Source organism: Lysinibacillus sphaericus, assembly GCF_006864135.1.
Lineage (GTDB): Bacteria > Bacillota > Bacilli > Bacillales_A > Planococcaceae > Lysinibacillus.
The window spans coordinates 17,195-32,516 of sequence record NZ_SADV01000011.1; the positions used below are offsets into that span (position 1 = coordinate 17,195).

At 36.7% G+C, this 15,322-nt stretch carries 16 protein-coding genes and 1 riboswitch; of the genes, 8 read left to right on the top strand and 8 right to left on the bottom strand.

Features of this window, described 5'->3' with window-relative positions:
• Nucleotides 1–17: 17 nt before the first annotated feature.
• The gene (locus C7Y47_RS14330; RefSeq protein ID WP_142509399.1) at nt 18–695 is read right to left on the bottom strand and encodes a uracil-DNA glycosylase; all 678 of its coding nucleotides are present in this window, start codon (nt 693–695) and stop codon (nt 18–20) included.
• Nucleotides 696–1,145: 450 nt separating this feature from the next.
• Here C7Y47_RS14330 and thiD point away from each other — a divergent pair, with 450 nt between their 5' ends.
• On the top strand, nt 1,146–1,976 hold the full coding sequence (gene thiD, locus C7Y47_RS14335; protein ID WP_142509400.1) for a bifunctional hydroxymethylpyrimidine kinase/phosphomethylpyrimidine kinase: 831 nt from the start codon (nt 1,146–1,148) through the stop codon (nt 1,974–1,976).
• A gap of 353 nt (nt 1,977–2,329) precedes the next feature.
• Here thiD and C7Y47_RS14340 read toward each other — a convergent pair whose 3' ends face one another.
• Nucleotides 2,330–2,881: an acyl-CoA thioesterase gene (locus tag C7Y47_RS14340; protein ID WP_142509401.1), complete on the bottom strand. Its 552-nt coding sequence runs from the start codon at nt 2,879–2,881 to the stop codon at nt 2,330–2,332.
• Between the two features lie 178 nt (nt 2,882–3,059).
• Here C7Y47_RS14340 and C7Y47_RS14345 point away from each other — a divergent pair, with 178 nt between their 5' ends.
• The 3 genes from C7Y47_RS14345 to bshB2 all read left to right on the top strand — a co-directional run bounded on the left by C7Y47_RS14345 (nt 3,060) and on the right by bshB2 (nt 5,192).
• A complete protein-coding gene (locus C7Y47_RS14345) occupies nt 3,060–3,389 on the top strand; it encodes a hypothetical protein (protein WP_255505185.1) in 330 nt (109 codons plus the stop codon).
• A gap of 749 nt (nt 3,390–4,138) precedes the next feature.
• Nucleotides 4,139–4,489, top strand: a complete 351-nt coding sequence (locus tag C7Y47_RS14350) for a YojF family protein (RefSeq protein WP_049667947.1) — start codon at nt 4,139–4,141, stop codon at nt 4,487–4,489.
• A gap of 13 nt (nt 4,490–4,502) precedes the next feature.
• Nucleotides 4,503–5,192, top strand: a complete 690-nt coding sequence (bshB2, locus tag C7Y47_RS14355; RefSeq protein ID WP_142509402.1) for a bacillithiol biosynthesis deacetylase BshB2 — start codon at nt 4,503–4,505, stop codon at nt 5,190–5,192.
• A 51-nt stretch (nt 5,193–5,243) separates the two neighbouring features.
• Here bshB2 and C7Y47_RS14360 read toward each other — a convergent pair whose 3' ends face one another.
• Nucleotides 5,244–5,987, bottom strand: a complete 744-nt coding sequence (locus C7Y47_RS14360; RefSeq protein WP_142509403.1) for a TerC family protein — start codon at nt 5,985–5,987, stop codon at nt 5,244–5,246.
• A 246-nt stretch (nt 5,988–6,233) separates the two neighbouring features.
• Here C7Y47_RS14360 and ilvA point away from each other — a divergent pair, with 246 nt between their 5' ends.
• Entirely contained in the window at nt 6,234–7,496 is a 1,263-nt protein-coding gene (ilvA, locus tag C7Y47_RS14365; protein WP_142509404.1) for a threonine ammonia-lyase IlvA, read from the top strand.
• Between the two features lie 172 nt (nt 7,497–7,668).
• Here the strand turns inward: ilvA and C7Y47_RS14370 are convergent, their stop codons facing one another.
• The 4 genes from C7Y47_RS14370 to C7Y47_RS14385 form a co-directional block, all read right to left on the bottom strand.
• Nucleotides 7,669–8,619, bottom strand: coding sequence for a nuclease-related domain-containing protein (locus tag C7Y47_RS14370; RefSeq protein WP_185903496.1), 951 nt, complete (start codon nt 8,617–8,619; stop codon nt 7,669–7,671).
• A 130-nt stretch (nt 8,620–8,749) separates the two neighbouring features.
• Nucleotides 8,750–9,544 carry an ABC transporter ATP-binding protein gene (locus C7Y47_RS14375; protein WP_142509406.1) on the bottom strand — a complete coding sequence of 265 codons (795 nt, stop codon included), beginning with the start codon at nt 9,542–9,544 and terminating at the stop codon, nt 8,750–8,752.
• Nucleotides 9,537–10,565 (bottom strand): ABC transporter permease, encoded by a 1,029-nt coding sequence (locus tag C7Y47_RS14380; protein ID WP_142509407.1) that lies wholly within the window; start codon nt 10,563–10,565, stop codon nt 9,537–9,539. Before C7Y47_RS14380 ends, C7Y47_RS14375 begins: the two co-directional genes overlap by 8 nt.
• A gap of 362 nt (nt 10,566–10,927) precedes the next feature.
• Nucleotides 10,928–11,950, bottom strand: coding sequence for an ABC transporter substrate-binding protein (locus tag C7Y47_RS14385; RefSeq protein WP_142509408.1), 1,023 nt, complete (start codon nt 11,948–11,950; stop codon nt 10,928–10,930).
• Between the two features lie 594 nt (nt 11,951–12,544).
• Here C7Y47_RS14385 and C7Y47_RS14390 point away from each other — a divergent pair.
• From C7Y47_RS14390 to C7Y47_RS14400, 3 genes are all read left to right on the top strand, one after another.
• Nucleotides 12,545–12,799, top strand: a complete 255-nt coding sequence (locus tag C7Y47_RS14390; protein ID WP_142509409.1) for a hypothetical protein — start codon at nt 12,545–12,547, stop codon at nt 12,797–12,799.
• Between the two features lie 77 nt (nt 12,800–12,876).
• The gene (locus C7Y47_RS14395; protein ID WP_142509410.1) at nt 12,877–13,272 is read left to right on the top strand and encodes a DUF1259 domain-containing protein; all 396 of its coding nucleotides are present in this window, start codon (nt 12,877–12,879) and stop codon (nt 13,270–13,272) included.
• A gap of 277 nt (nt 13,273–13,549) precedes the next feature.
• Nucleotides 13,550–13,594: riboswitch (PreQ1 riboswitch) on the top strand.
• Between the two features lie 6 nt (nt 13,595–13,600).
• Nucleotides 13,601–14,083, top strand: a complete 483-nt coding sequence (locus tag C7Y47_RS14400; protein WP_142509411.1) for a QueT transporter family protein — start codon at nt 13,601–13,603, stop codon at nt 14,081–14,083.
• A 198-nt stretch (nt 14,084–14,281) separates the two neighbouring features.
• On the opposite strand, the gene C7Y47_RS14405 is transcribed toward C7Y47_RS14400, so the two are convergent.
• Nucleotides 14,282–14,851, bottom strand: coding sequence for a hypothetical protein (locus tag C7Y47_RS14405; protein WP_142509412.1), 570 nt, complete (start codon nt 14,849–14,851; stop codon nt 14,282–14,284).
• Between the last annotated feature and the right edge of the window lie 471 nt (nt 14,852–15,322).

Below are 15,322 nucleotides of genomic sequence, written 5' to 3' on the forward strand. Positions count from 1 at the left end.
ATATCGATTTATGTCATCTATGCTAGATTCCAATCAATTGGTTGCTCTCCCCATTCTACTAACTGTGCATTAATCTTCGAATATGGTTTACTGCCGAAAAAACCTCGATAAGCACTTAGTGGACTTGGATGAGGTGCTTCTAAAATTAAATGTGATGTTGAGTATTTACGAATTAATTGTCTTTTACGTTGTGCTGGTTTACCCCAAAGCACAAAAATAATTGGTTTATCTCTTGATGCTAATTTATCGATTACAGCATCGGTAAATTGCTCCCATCCTTGTTCTTTATGAGAATTTGCTTGACCTGCTCGAACAGTTAATACAGTATTCAATAACATTACTCCCTGCTGCGCCCATTTTGTTAATGTTCCATTTTGAGGGATTGGATGGCCAAGATCATCTTGTAATTCTTGTAGCATATTTCGTAGGCTTGGTGGATGTTTGATTCCCGGCATGACCGAAAAGCTTAATCCATGTGCTTGGTTTGGTCCATGATACGGATCCTGACCTAAAATTACGACCTTTACATCTTGATAAGCCGTCGTATTAAATGCATTCATTATGTCATTTATCGGTGGATAAATTGTTTGTGTTGCATATTCATCATCTACAAATTGATGTAACTTTGTGTAATATGTCTTTTCTATTTCTTCTGCAAGTATTGCTTGCCAATCATTCGGGAATACTTGTTTCATTGTAATATAAGCCCCTCTCTCTTCTTACAACGGTACAAAAAAATAATGTTGAATTCAAGTATCCAGTTCAATTATGCCTTGGCATAATTGCGTCCAAAATCGACTTTACGCTTAGGCCTGCAATTGTTTTTTGTGCGAAAGCGCAGTGCTAACGTAGCGGCAACGATGCAGGTCAGTTAGCCGTTATCGCACAGATCGATAGTTTTAGGCTAACATCCTTTATTAACTCCTTTCCGATTCTGTGACATCCGGCGGAGGCTTTAACTTCTTTCAGATGAAAGTGAGAAAAACCCAAATTTATCTCACTGTCTATAGAAATAGAAGACTTCTACTAAAAGAAATTGAACTGACCTTCTAAAATTATCTAACTCTGACTATTTTTACAGCATCAGAATAAGACTATACTAGATGATAATTTTAAAACTTTTATCTATAAAGGAGATATTCCACATGGCTCTAAAAAAAACTTTAACGATTGCTGGTTCAGATACATCAGGTGGCGCAGGTATGCAAGCCGATCTTAAAACATTTCAGGAGCACGGCACATATGGCATGGTGGCATTAACAGTTGTCGTAACAATGGATCCAAACGGTTGGACTCATAACGTAACACCATTACCAACAGAGCTTTTACAAAAACAAATCGATACTGCTCTTTCAACAGGCATTGACGCCATAAAAACTGGTATGCTGTCAACAGAAGAGATTATTCGTATCGCAGGTGATGCTATCGCAAAATCTGGTACTGCAAACGTGGTCATTGACCCTGTAATGGTATGTAAAGGAGAAGATGAAGTATTAAACCCTGGTAATACAGATGCAATGATTCAACATCTTTTACCATTAGCTGCAGTTACAACACCTAACCTATTTGAGGCTGGCCAATTAGCTGGTACTGGGACACCTAAAACAATCGAAGAAATGAAAATAGCCGCTCGTAAAATTCACGACCTTGGTGCCAAAGCCATTGTGATTAAAGGTGGAAAAGCGTTAGCTACTGAAAAAGCAACTGACTTATTCTTCGACGGTGCAAAATTCTACTTATTAGAATCTGAAAAAGTAGCTTCAACTTATAACCATGGGGCTGGCTGTACATTTGCTGCTTCCGTAACAGCAAACCTTGCAAACGGTCTTTCAGTACAAGAAGCTGTAATTGAAGCAAAAGAATTCGTTTCAGCTGCAATCGCTCACGGTTGGGCATTAAACGACTATGTAGGACCAGTTATGCACGGTGCAAAATCTCGTTTTGGCGCACCACAAGTAACAGTAATAGAAATCTAACTTTTTTCAGCAAGTGTTTTGGTAGCGAAAGCGAAGCGTCAGCTACAGATGTCTTGGTAGCGAAAGCGAAGCGTCAGCTACAGATGTCTTTTGACAGAAAGCGTAGCGACAGGTACAAGTGTTTTGGTAGCGAAAGCAAAGCGACAGGTACACCCCACCCTATAGGTGATGAGATACGTGCGGGTTTAAGTCACTTTTCAGTGGGTCCAATCATCCGCTACAAAGAAGTTAAAGCCTCTTGCGGATGTCATGGGACGGTAAGAAGTTTTTGTGCAAGCACAAAGCCGATTCCGGACTCAATTATGCCTCGGCATAATAACTAAAAGGCATCTGATTAGTTTCAGATGCCTTTTTTACATATAGTAGTTCTCCATCATTTCGAGCCGATAATCCCATGGATCGTTCATCGAAATGAATTGAGCCAATGCCTTACTTTCCTTTTTACGATCTGCACGCGCCTTTGCTCGTTCAGATGCCGTTTCATGTAGTTTTGTCTCCTCTACTGTTTCTGGGATAACAGATGGAACTGGGGCTGGTTTATTATTTTCATCTAATGCAACAAAGGTTAATAATGCTGTTGCTGCTACCTTACGTTCTCCTGTTTTCAAATTCTCAGAAATGACCTTTACGAAAACTTCCATTGAAGATGTCCCTGTCCACGTTACATAAGATTCGAAATAGACAGAATCGGTCGGGCGTATTGGATGCAGGAAGTCTACAGAATCCGTTGAGGCTGTCACACAATCTCTACGGCTATGCTTAGCAGCGGAAATGGAAGCTACTTGATCGATGTCACTCATCAATCGACCGCCAAACAGTGTATTATGATTGTTAATATCATTCGGAAAAACTCGACTTGTACGCATAACTCTAGAATCTTTACAATATTTAAAGTTTTTGTTCACATCTATTCCCCCTAAAAACAACTGTTTATTTCTACTATATTGCTCTATTTTTCTATAAAAAGCAATTGAATTATCCGAAAATTAAGAATTTTTAACCGTTGTTTTTTTATTAATTCTCTGGACAAGATACGCTACTGCTTCATATGCCATATATTAGCTGTATATGGGAGGGAGAAAAATGGTAAGACGTAGACAACAACAAGCCCCAAATGGAGAAGGAAATTTTCTAGCTGGTGAAGAAGCTGGTCTCCTAGGTGAAGATACAGGTATTCAAAGTGGAGATATAACCTCTACCAAAGTAGAATTAATATCTTCAATGGTTTTGACAATAGGGTATTCATTAGCAACCCTCTCCACCATTTTAGCATTGCAGGAAGAAGAGGCAAATGAACAAGCAAGAACATCCGACGCGCGAAATCAAAGTGTACAATTTAGACAAATGCATAAGCATCTATCACATCTTAATAACCGTCTAGATTCCATTGAACGGAAACTCAACCGATATTAACAAATACATACCTCCAAAAACCGCTAATTATAAAAAGCCGCGATTCTCCGTCATAAAAGAGAATCACGGCTTTTTTTATTATACTATGATAATGAGCTTTCAGTCTTCTTCCCTTTTTATAGCTATACATACCAATATTGAAGGAACGTCATCTATTGTACCAAGATAGAATTCGTTATTACCTAGTTTAAAATCCCCTTCAACATTATGCGCTGCCTTTCCTCTGTTAAGGAAGAAATAGTGTTCAGTATCTTTTCGTTTGTGAAACCGTATACAATACAAAACGACACATTTTGTACAAAATTGCTTTCACACTCATTATATTGATATATTTTTATAATTTTTTCAAGAGTATTGCTTAAAAATCTCCATAGATTAAAAAATGGAATCATTTATGCCCCGGTACGAATACGTTCGGAAACTTTAGCTCAGAGGTTTTTTTTTGCGAAAGCGTAGGCAGCAACAATAAAGCGAAGCACAATTTAACGACAGCGTTTCATGCGTACTAAAACAGAGCGGCAGCACAGCACGGTGTTGGTCACCCAGGCGTTTCACAGAATGATAAGTTCTTATCCTGAGTTCCCCTATTTCATTGATATATGTGGACCCACTGAAAGACGTTAAACAAGCCTTCGAGATTCATTTGAGGTGAAGTATATTAATGATGTTGTGTTACATAGGCATTCAATTTCCCTTTGTGAATTATTTTTACTATACTTAAAGGAGAAATAATCGAGAGGAGTGTTAAGATGCAAGAAGTACAAGTAAAGACGTTGCAGGAATTATTGAATTCTTTCGCCAACAAAGACGTTTATATTCATCTTGAGACGACAAACGGTTCTTATGCAGCACACTATGATGAAAAATTTTTCAATGCAGGTGCTTTTATTCGCAATGCAAAAATCAATTATGAACTTGCTAAAGTGGTAGATGATTCACCCCATCGTGTCGGGTTAAAAATGGCACATGGCTGGGTTTATGCTCAAGGCATCACACATTTTGAATTAGATGATTTAGGCCGTTTATTAATGGCTGGACTAGACTACTCAGGTAAATTGGCGATTGCACTCGAAATTAGCGAAACGCCATTTACTTACTAAGGGGGACGACTTTTTGAATTTACAACCACAGCGTCATATTTTAATTGTTTACCCTCACCCAGATGATGAGGCTTTTTCAGTTGCTGGAACAATTGCCTATTATACAAAGAAAATGAATACACCGGTTACATATGCCTGTTTAACTTTAGGTGAAATGGGGCGTAATTTAGGAAACCCACCTTTTGCAACACGTGAATCTTTGCCAGAAATTCGACGTAAGGAGCTTGTTGCAGCAGCAGAGGCTATGGGCATACAAGATTTACGTATGCTTGGTTTCCGTGATAAAACGGTTGAATTTGAAGACGATGAAAAAATGGTAAAGCTTGTTGAAGATTTAATTGAGGAGCTAATGCCTTCTCTTATCTTTACGTTCTTACCTGATTTTGCAGTGCATCCTGACCATGAAGCTACAGCACGTGCCGTAGTAGAGGCTGTTCGTCGTATGCCAAAAGCTGCACGTCCACAAGTGTTAGGTTGTGCCTTTGCAAATGATACGATCGAAAAAAATGGAGAGCCACATGTTGTCAACGATATACGTGAAATGAGGATGGATAAAATTAAAGCATTACAAGCACATGCATCTCAAACTGCTTGGATGATGCAAGAAACAGAAAAACGTGTTGATGACGGCGAGCCAATGAGTGAAAGCTGGCTTAATATTGAAAAGTTCTATATTGTGAATCCTGATCAATATGTAAAATAACAATAAAACGGTTCTGTCCTCTTTCTTCATTGAGAACAGAGCCGTTTTATATTAAGCGACCCTCATCTTTTTTAAAAAATGAATAATGAAAGTTATTGAGAAAATAACAATTAACACAACAAAAAACATATAATGTGGGACGTGAATACCGATGACGCTGGCTAGCATTTTCAGTGCAATAATCCCAATAATAATAAATGCTGTTGCCTCTAATTCTGGTATTTTTTCTATAACGATTAAAAATAAGCCAGCAATAGTTCTCATCATTAAAATACCTAACATTCCCCCGATTAGTAATATCCAAATTTGATTGGATATCGCAAAAGCAGCAAAAATCGCGTCAATTGAAAAAGCAATATCCATCAGTTCCACAGAAATAACCGTTGCCCAAAAAGTTCCAAAAAGGCGAACCAATAACCCTGTTTTTTTCATCTCTTTAGTACTATCCGCTTCCCCTATCTGTAAGAAATGAGCAACACATAGCCAACCTAAATACAGGGCTCCTAGCAATTTAACAAACCAAAATTCTACCAAATAAACACCTATCCCGATAAATAAAAATCGGAAAAAATAGGCCCCCAACATACCGTACATTAATGCCCGTTTGCGTTGTTTGTTTGGCAAATGCTTCACTAGCACTGCTAATACAAGTGCGTTATCTGCTGAAAGTAAACCTTCTATTATAATTAATGTTGATATTAACCCCCAAGAGACAGGGTCAGTTAAAATCTCTTTCCACATTTCCCAATTGAAAAATTGCATGTATGTAGATAGAATTCCTTGAATGATTTCCAATTATATACCCTCCTACTTGTCCTAAGGTATTCTATTATATGCTTGACCATTTTTGTTATGAGGAAATGTATGCATCCTTTATTTTTACAAAAAAATTCTCGTAGAAATTTAATTATTCTGCATTTTGTAGTTTCCTAGACAAAACAGACACCGAAAATTTAGAATTTACTAAAAATTAATGACAAAAAGCTTATAATATGTGCTATCATAGATAAATGTTTTATACGTATACGGAGGATGAATATTATGGAAGCTGCTGACACTAGAACTGTGCAGGTAGAAAATATCTTGATTGCACATCATTTCTTAAAAGACGTAGTGGTGCACACGCCGCTACAAAAAAATGACTATCTATCCGAGAAATATGGAGCTAATATTTATTTTAAACGCGAAGATTTACAGCATGTACGCTCATTTAAACTTCGTGGGGCTTATTATAAGATTAAAAAAATTGAAGAAGAGGCTCGTAAAGTTGGCGTCGTTTGCGCGAGTGCGGGTAATCATGCCCAAGGTGTGGCCTACGCTTGTGCTCAATTGAAAATTCAGGCAAGTATTTTTATGCCTCAAACAACACCTAAGCAAAAAATTGACCAAGTGCGTATGTTTGGTCGTGATTATGCAGAAATTATTTTAGCAGGTGATACCTTTGATGATGCTGCAAAAAGCGCATTTGCTTACTGTGATGAACACGATAAAATCTTTATTCACCCATTTGATGATTTCGATGTCATTGCTGGACAAGGAACGGTCGCTGTTGAAATTATGAATGACATGGAAGAACCGATTGATTACGTGTTTGGTAGTATTGGTGGCGGTGGCTTAATGTCAGGTGTTTCTGCCTATGTGAAAAACCTTTCCCCTAATAGCAAAATTATCGGTGTTGAGCCTACCGGAGCGGGCAGTATGAAGGCTGCTTTTGCAGAAGGCGGTGCAGTGGCACTTGATTGGATTGACAAATTTGTAGACGGTGCTGCGGTAAAGTGCGTCGGTAACCACACATATGACGTTTGTCGTCGCTACTTAGACGATATCGTACTAGTACCTGAAGGAAAAGTATGTACAACGATTTTAAATCTTTACAATAAACACGCTATTATCGCAGAGCCTGCTGGAGCATTATCAGTAGCAGCACTCGACTCCTACAAAGAGGAAATTAAAGGGAAATCAGTTGTTATCATCATTAGTGGTGGTAATAATGACATCGATCGTATGCAGGAGATTAAAGAAAAGTCTTTAATTCACGAAGGCTTACTCTACTACTTCATCGTTAGTTTCCCACAACGCGCAGGCGCACTTCGCCAATTCCTAACAAGTGTGCTAGGTCCAAATGATGACATTACAACTTTCGAATATACAAAGAAAAACAACAAAGAAAGTGGTCCTGCCCTAGTTGGTATCGAGCTTGGCAATCGTGAAGACTACGAAGGATTACTTGTTCGCATGGATGAATTCGGCTTCAAATACAAAGAAGTAAACAACGACATTCAACTATTTGGCTTACTAGTCTAACATAAAGGGTCACACTACTTGCGTGAGTGTGGCTTTTTTGTGTGGATAAGGGGTTTATCGGAATGATTTTGTATTTTATCGGAACAATTTCAGATATTATCGGAATGATTTATTAATTTATCGGAATATTTTAGAAAATACAGTCTATCTGACCGCGTTGATAGACTATATACTATTTAATAATATACTTTCGATCCTTTTTTGCACCTACTTCTTGAAGCTGCAAAGACTTCAATATTTTATATACCGTTTTAGCGCAAGAGATACCGAAAAAATCTTGAAATAAACTGTTGGATATAAATTCACCATACATATGACGGTAATCTTTCAGTGCATTATTAAATGCTTGATCATCTCTCCCACCACAATTCTCACACCGCCACTTACCTTGACGATAGTGCATGACAAATCGATAATCGCACTTAGAGCATAATACACCTTTCTTTAGTTCATCCACAATCATATCTAGCGTCCACTGTGTCGGTTTATGCATCGTTAGAATTTGCTCAGAGAATTCTCTTAAAACTTCTTTACTTAGATAGACTTGTTGATGTTGCTTAAACAACTGCTCTACCTTCTCAGCCAAGCCACTCACATGAATTATCGGGTGTGCGGACAAACTGGACGTCATAATCATATTCGGATTTGCAGAAATGACTATATATTCAATAGGTATATGATGACCACTCATTTGAAATAGCCGACGCAAAAATCTAGCATGGCGCTTCACTTGATCAAAGGGATTTCTAAAGCCATCTACTCTGCCATCAGAAGTAATTCGAATAAATTGATGGTTATCTTCCATATATTCTACATGACCAACGATATTTTTGATTTCAACGATTAGCACAAAATGTTGGGACATAAATAATGTATCCATTTGATGTGCCGATCCACCAGCACTCTCAGCCTCAAGCTCTACATCATGCAATAAATAATACGGATGCTCCAAATAGATTTCCTGCCATTCTCGATCTACCCTTTGCTCACCAGCAATGCCAGCCTTAGTTCTTCCTAGCATTTCTTGAAAATAATCATACTTAGTGTGAGATTTCGGTAATCGCCTCTCAATCATTTCTAACACGCGTTGCTTCGATGAAACTCCCCGCTTTTTCAGTAACATATGTTGACCTCCTTTAGCTAGATTATAATGCACATTCATCGAGAACTTTGATTGTTTATCCCCCAACTTCCAAAAAATATCGACAACAATCGAAAACGCCCACACCTAGGTATGAGCGTTTTATCATTTATTATCCTAGTAGCGCACGGTCTGAGTTCATTTTCTCTCCGCGGATACGTTCGAACTCTGCCATCAAATCTGGGATGGTTAATTCATGCTTGCGATCCTCGCCGACCTCTAAAATAATTTGACCTTTATCCATCATAATCAGTCGATTTCCTAAATCTAATGCTTGTTGCATATTGTGCGTGACCATCAATGTCGTTAAGTTGTCTTTCTCAACTAAATATTTCGTAATACGTGTGATTAACTCTGCACGAGATGGATCAAGTGCCGCAGTATGCTCGTCTAGCAATAAAATCGAAGGCTTCGTAAATGTTGCCATTAAAAGTGACAAAGCTTGACGCTCCCCTCCAGAAAGTAAGCCAACTTTTGCAGACAATCGATTTTCAAGATTTAAACCCAGCATCTCTAACGATTCCTTGAAAAATTCACGACGCTTTTTATCAACACCGAAGCGCATGCCTCTACTCTTATTCCGTGAATAAGCTAATGCCAAATTTTCCTCAATCGTCATTGTTGGCGCTGTACCAGCCATCGGATCCTGGAATACTCGACCGATATAGTGAGAACGCTTATATTCTGGCAATGTAGTAACCTCATTCCGATCAATTGAAACCGTGCCAAAGTCTGGTGTTAGCGCGCCAGAAATCATATTCATCATAGTCGATTTACCAGCACCATTACTGCCGATAATTGTGACGAAATCCCCTAGCTTCAAATGCAAATTAATTTCTGCGAGTGCTATTTTTTCATCAGGCGTACCTTCATTAAAAATCTTATTAATGCCGCTTAATTTAAGCAAGGCGCTTCCCTCCCTGCTCTACCGTCTTTACGCGTGTTCTCTCTGCTGCACGCTTCACCTTTCGTTTTCGTTCCTTACCCTTATTGATAAATTGTGGTAAAACTAACGCTATAATAACAATGATAGCCGTTATTAATTTCATATCTCCTGAATCAAGGAAATCTACTCGTAATGCTAATGCTAAAATAATGCGGTAAATGATCGCTCCAGCAATGACAGCGAAAGTTGTGCGCATAATCGTTTTTGTACCGAAAATTGCTTCACCGATAATAACAGATGCAAGACCAATCACAATCATCCCAATCCCCATACTGACATCTGAGAACTTTGAATATTGAGCGATTAAAGCTCCAGAAAATGCCACAAGTGCATTAGAAAGTCCTAGCCCTAAAATTATAAGTGTATCTGTATTTGCCGAAAAGCTACGAATCATACGCTTATTATCACCGGTTGCCCGAATAGCCAATCCAACCTCTGTTTTTAAGAACCAGTCTGCAATGAATTTAATTAAAATCGTAATGATTAAAACTACGATTATCGTACTCCATGTTGAAGGTATTTTCTGAACGCCGAAGCCTTTTAATAGGTTATTTAAAGCAGCATCGATCCCCAAATCATTCCAAAACACTTGAAACTTTGAAAATAAAGTCTCTGAATTTAATAGTGGAATATTCGGACGACCTATCGTATTTTCTGCAGTTGATCCCATAATTCGTAGGTTAATAGAATACAAAGCAATCATCATTAAAATCCCCGATAATAGAGGATTAATCTTTCCTTTTGTGTGAAGAATCCCTGTCATACATCCAGCAATAAATCCAGCAACAATTGCCACTAAAGTTGCTAAGATAGGGTGGTAGCCAAGCATAATCATTGTCGCTGCTGTAGCTGCCCCTGTTACAAAGCTTCCATCAACCGTTAAGTCTGGAAAATCTAACACACGGAATGTTAAATACACACCAAGTGCCATAATTGCATAGATGATCCCTTGCTCCATCGCGCCAAATATTGCTAAAAACATAGTTCATCATCTCCTAATAATTTCTTAATAAATATAATTTCGCTCAACATCATAACTTGAAATTGATTTCTGGGGCGTTCGATAAGCCTGCGTTCCTCTATCGCTACTTCCTAAGGAGTCGCCTAGCCTTACTCCAATCAACTTTCAATATGAACCATAATTTTTAGTATTCTAATAAGATGAAACTAGAAAGGATTACCCCACCATAATTGGGATTAATGCAATGTACTCTATTCGCTCGTAACTATATATAGCGCTAATCCTTCCTCATAATGACTTCATTTTTTATTCTAAAAAGTAGATAAAGCGGGGGCAGTTTTAGTTCTCCCCCGCTTCGTTCCATAAGATAATCATGTCAGTCATTACTTTTCTAACAGCTCTGCACCCCAAGAATCTTTCATTTTGATCCCTAAATCATCCGCTACTTTTTTATTGATTAATAGTTTTAATTTTTGTGGGTATTGTGCTGGAATATCAGCAGGTGTTGCTTCACCTTTTAGAATCTTCACAGCCATTTGCCCCGCCTCATAACCGATGTCATAATATTCAAAACCATATGCAGCTAAGCCACCACGTGCTACAGAGTCGAGCTCTCCAACAACTAGTGGTAATTTATTAGAGTTTGCTACATCAATTACAGACTCAAGAGCCGAAACTACTGTATTATCAGTAATGATATAGAATGCATCCGCTTTACCAATTAATGATTCAGTAGCTTGTTTTACTTCTGCAGAAGTTGCCGCAGATGCCTCAACTACTGTTAGGCCTTGCTCAGCCATAACTTTTTTCACTTCTTTTACTTGTGCTACTGAGTTTTGCTCACCAGCGTTGTATACCATACCTACTTTTTTCGCACCTAGTTCCTTTAAGAATGCTACTGTTTTCGAAATAGTATCAGGATGTAAATCAATCGTTCCTGTTACATTTTTCCCTGGCTTCTCCATAGATTCAATGAGCTGTGCGCCAACAGCATCCGTTACAGAAGTGAAGACAATTGGAATATCACTAGTAGCTGTCGCCGCCGCTTGTGCTGATGGCGTAGAGTTAGCAAAGATTAAATCTACGTTGGCACTTACTAGATTGTTTGCAATAGTCGTGTTAAGACTATTATCTCCTTGCGCTATTTGCGGATCGTATTCAACTTTTAAGCCAGATTCTTCAATTGCTTTTTTGAAACCTTCAGTTGCAGCATTTAAAGATGGATGCTCAACAATTTGAGTAATCCCAATCTTAAATGTTTTGTCATCTGCATTGCTGCTCTCACTAGCATTATTCTTGTCGTTCTCTTTCGAATCTGATGAACTAGATCCACTGTTACCACAAGCAGCAAGCATTAAAACTACTCCAAATAACAGGAACGAAAGCTTTCTTAAATTGCTTTTCACAAATAATCCCCCCAATATATCTCTAATATTTATCACACTTTATCCAAACAAAGTGTGAACTTATCGCTATATTATCGTTATTATATAGGTTCGTCAATAACATTATGAATGTTCTGACTATTAAACTTAACAAAATATTTTATTTTTTCACTCAATTTGTCACTTTAAACCACTAAACTACACTATTTCTATAAACCGATTTCTTTTTCTAATATAACAAAAATTTTTTTGACAAATTTCGCGAAGTTATTTTTCTGCTATTGATTTTTCAAGTAATTTATATACAAAACTTAAAAACCTGACATTCTCCATAAGAAATGTCAGGCTTTCAAATTATTATATTTATTCGCTACTACTTCTACAAGACATCTACTAACCAACTACTTTAGGGTAACGGGATATCTGGGAAGCATACGTGCGTTTGAGTAACACCTTGGATGGCTGAATAAAATCAACCTGCGAGTACTTTCTCCCTTAATGGTTACATTTTATTTATTGCTAACAAGATTGATCTACACAATTCAGTCTCCTTTTTTACACTTAATGCATATGATGCAAATAAGACTAATGCTGCTTTCAAAAAGGAGGAATACCATGAACAATGAAGAAATCGATTTAAATCAACCTTCTTATTCACAAGAGAAACAAAATGCAAATGTAGGAGATATTGACTCAATCATTTCTAATCTTTGTGACAGTCTATTTGCATTTGCTCTAGATTTTGCCCTAAATGCCTTGGAATATACAAAAGATTTAGATGGAGAACTAGAATATACAGATGAATTCAAAAAACAACTAGACGATATCATTTTTGAAATAGGAGAAATTAAAAATGTTTTAGATGAATAAATCCCAATCAGAGACCTCTACTACTTTCGCACCAAGGCATCCTCATTATAGAAGTTTAAAAAAGCAGAGGTGTCTAAATGCAAAGCTTTCAAGATATGTGTACAAAATTTGCTCAGATTGCCAATGGAAAAGCTTCTATTGAACATGGTGTATGTTCAGTAAAGCTTAATCGAAATCTTACTGTTACGATTCAAGGTCGCCCAAGTCGTAGTGCACTTCATGCTGGAATAACGTTCGAATCACTCGATATATATGGAAATGCACTTAACTTAGGTGAAGTTGTAGTACTTCAAGAAGAATTAACACCATTTGTTAAGGTACTTGCAGAAAATAATTTAATTATTAGTGCCGTCCATAATCACTGGATATATTCAGATCCAGTAATTTTATACGTTCATTTTCAATCAATAGAGCCCCCATTAATCTTCGCCCAAAAATTTGCTCAAGCATTTAGTGTTTTAAAAAACTACTGAAAACTACACTTGTTAAAAGAACTGCTTAGATCAGTTCTTTTTACTATGACCATTTTTAATGTTCACGGTTGCTTCTCAGCTATAGTTCAGTTTCATTCATTCCATCTGTAATGAAGCAACTGTACAAGCCCTCTTCTTATGGATTCCAAATTCTAATCCCCACTAATGAGCACAACGAACAAGGGCTAAATATTACCTTTAGCACTATGAATTTCTGCGTTTTTTTTTACTCATTGCTATTTACAAATAAGCATAAACATTGATATGATTGCATTTGCTTCACGTGGTTCGTAACCATCCCACGCAAAAAAACTAAGGAGAAATGTATATGAAAGTAAAATTTTTAACAACGAGTGGCATAATTGCAGCTCTTTACATTGCTATTACATTGTTAGTCGCCCCATTTGGCTTTACAGAGGTGCAGTTCCGTATATCAGAAATGTTTAATCATCTAGTTGCGTTTAATCCACGCTTTACCTTCGGAATCATTATTGGTGTATTTATCTCCAATCTATTTTCACCAAATGGCATTATCGATTTGTATTTTGGTGTAGCCCATTCAATGATTACCCTTGGGTTGTTCATTCTTATTTGTAAATTTGTCAAAAATATTTGGGCACGTTTAGTCATTAATACATTATTATTTACATGCACAATGTTCATCATTGCTTTTGAATTGAACATTGCATTAGAATTACCATTCTTCTGGGCATGGTTAACTGTTGCCGCAGGTGAATTTGTTGTCTTAGCGGTCGGTGCACCGATTATGTATACATTGAATAAACGCTTAAACTTCAAAAATTTAATTTAACGAAGCTGGGACATAACTAAATGGTTCCTTCGAAAAGTCGAATAATTTCTAAATTAATAAAACACGTAAATAGAAATACCGAACTATTCCGAAACACTTCATAAGCGTTTCATTGAATAGTTCGGTTTTTTTGTTGGCTGAAACACTTATGTCCCAGTTTCTTTCCTGTATACCTTCCTCACATGTTATTTCTTCTTTTTATGGTTTTTCGCATGCAAAATTATACCCACCAATTCTTTCAGCTTCTGCTTCATTGGTTTGTACTTTTGAACCAGATCTATCTCTTGAGTCAATTATTGGGTTTCCGTGCTGATCAAAACATCTATTCATATAATTCATTTTTTCTTTATGTGTAAGATATCGATCCCAGAAAAAATATCCAACAAAAGAAACAAAACCAATTCCTGCAAGCCACGCTATAACGGCAAATTCTTGAATTTCACCATTTTCATCTTCTTTATAAATTATGTTGCCATCATAATTTTCCATGTCTATCCCTAATGTTAAAAGTTTGTTACTAACTTCTTCAGGAGTTAGTGATTCTAGAGAAGATTCATAATAATTTAATTCTTCATCTGTGAAATTATATACTTCATTAGCAGCCTCTTCATCAAATTCTAGTTTTTTAGTATTAAAGTTATATAATACTGATTCGGCTAAAGCACTTTCTTTACTTGCTAGTTCATTGGCATGTACAAAACTTGGTGAAACTGTAGATACAATCAAAGTAAGTATCAAACTGCAAATAAAAACGGTAAATTTTTTCATCCTAATTCTCCTTTTTTGTTTTTTGGTAAAATAATACATTTATGGATAATAAATTGCATTATTTCCTCCATTATACATAATAACCGAATTAATGTATACTTTATATAATATATATATAGAAAGTGAGGTGTATTGTTTGTATTTCTCGAATATGCAATTATTAATGTTGATATTTGCTTTTATTATTGTGATTTTAAGCTTCATTAAAGTTTATCAAATAAAAAAAGAGTATTTGATTAAGCATAGGGAACTAGAAGTGGAACTGGAGAAAGTCGAATTAGAAAGACAAAAAATAAAAGCTGAGAATATAAAAAGTTGAATTAAAAAACGCTGTCAAATCAACAATGTATAAAATTTTGTATGCATATTAAAAGTCATTCAATCAAAAAAGGAGTAATGACAAGGTTTGACCTTTGCCATTACTCCCTACTTCTTCAGTGGTTATGTTTTACCTACTGATTAAAAAAGAGG

What these genes read in the sequence shown, in the direction of transcription:
- C7Y47_RS14405 (WP_142509412.1), bottom strand. Translation starts at nt 14,851, where the DNA reads ATGAAAAAATTTACCGTTTTTATTTGCAGTTTGATACTTACTTTGATT.
- C7Y47_RS14350 (WP_049667947.1), top strand. Translation starts at nt 4,139, where the DNA reads ATGCAAGAAGTACAAGTAAAGACGTTGCAGGAATTATTGAATTCTTTC.
- ilvA (WP_142509404.1), top strand. Translation starts at nt 6,234, where the DNA reads ATGGAAGCTGCTGACACTAGAACTGTGCAGGTAGAAAATATCTTGATT.
- thiD (WP_142509400.1), top strand. Translation starts at nt 1,146, where the DNA reads ATGGCTCTAAAAAAAACTTTAACGATTGCTGGTTCAGATACATCAGGT.
- C7Y47_RS14390 (WP_142509409.1), top strand. Translation starts at nt 12,545, where the DNA reads ATGAACAATGAAGAAATCGATTTAAATCAACCTTCTTATTCACAAGAG.
- C7Y47_RS14380 (WP_142509407.1), bottom strand. Translation starts at nt 10,565, where the DNA reads ATGTTTTTAGCAATATTTGGCGCGATGGAGCAAGGGATCATCTATGCA.
- C7Y47_RS14370 (WP_185903496.1), bottom strand. Translation starts at nt 8,619, where the DNA reads ATGTTACTGAAAAAGCGGGGAGTTTCATCGAAGCAACGCGTGTTAGAA.
- C7Y47_RS14330 (WP_142509399.1), bottom strand. Translation starts at nt 695, where the DNA reads ATGAAACAAGTATTCCCGAATGATTGGCAAGCAATACTTGCAGAAGAA.
- C7Y47_RS14395 (WP_142509410.1), top strand. Translation starts at nt 12,877, where the DNA reads ATGCAAAGCTTTCAAGATATGTGTACAAAATTTGCTCAGATTGCCAAT.
- C7Y47_RS14400 (WP_142509411.1), top strand. Translation starts at nt 13,601, where the DNA reads ATGAAAGTAAAATTTTTAACAACGAGTGGCATAATTGCAGCTCTTTAC.
- C7Y47_RS14345 (WP_255505185.1), top strand. Translation starts at nt 3,060, where the DNA reads ATGGTAAGACGTAGACAACAACAAGCCCCAAATGGAGAAGGAAATTTT.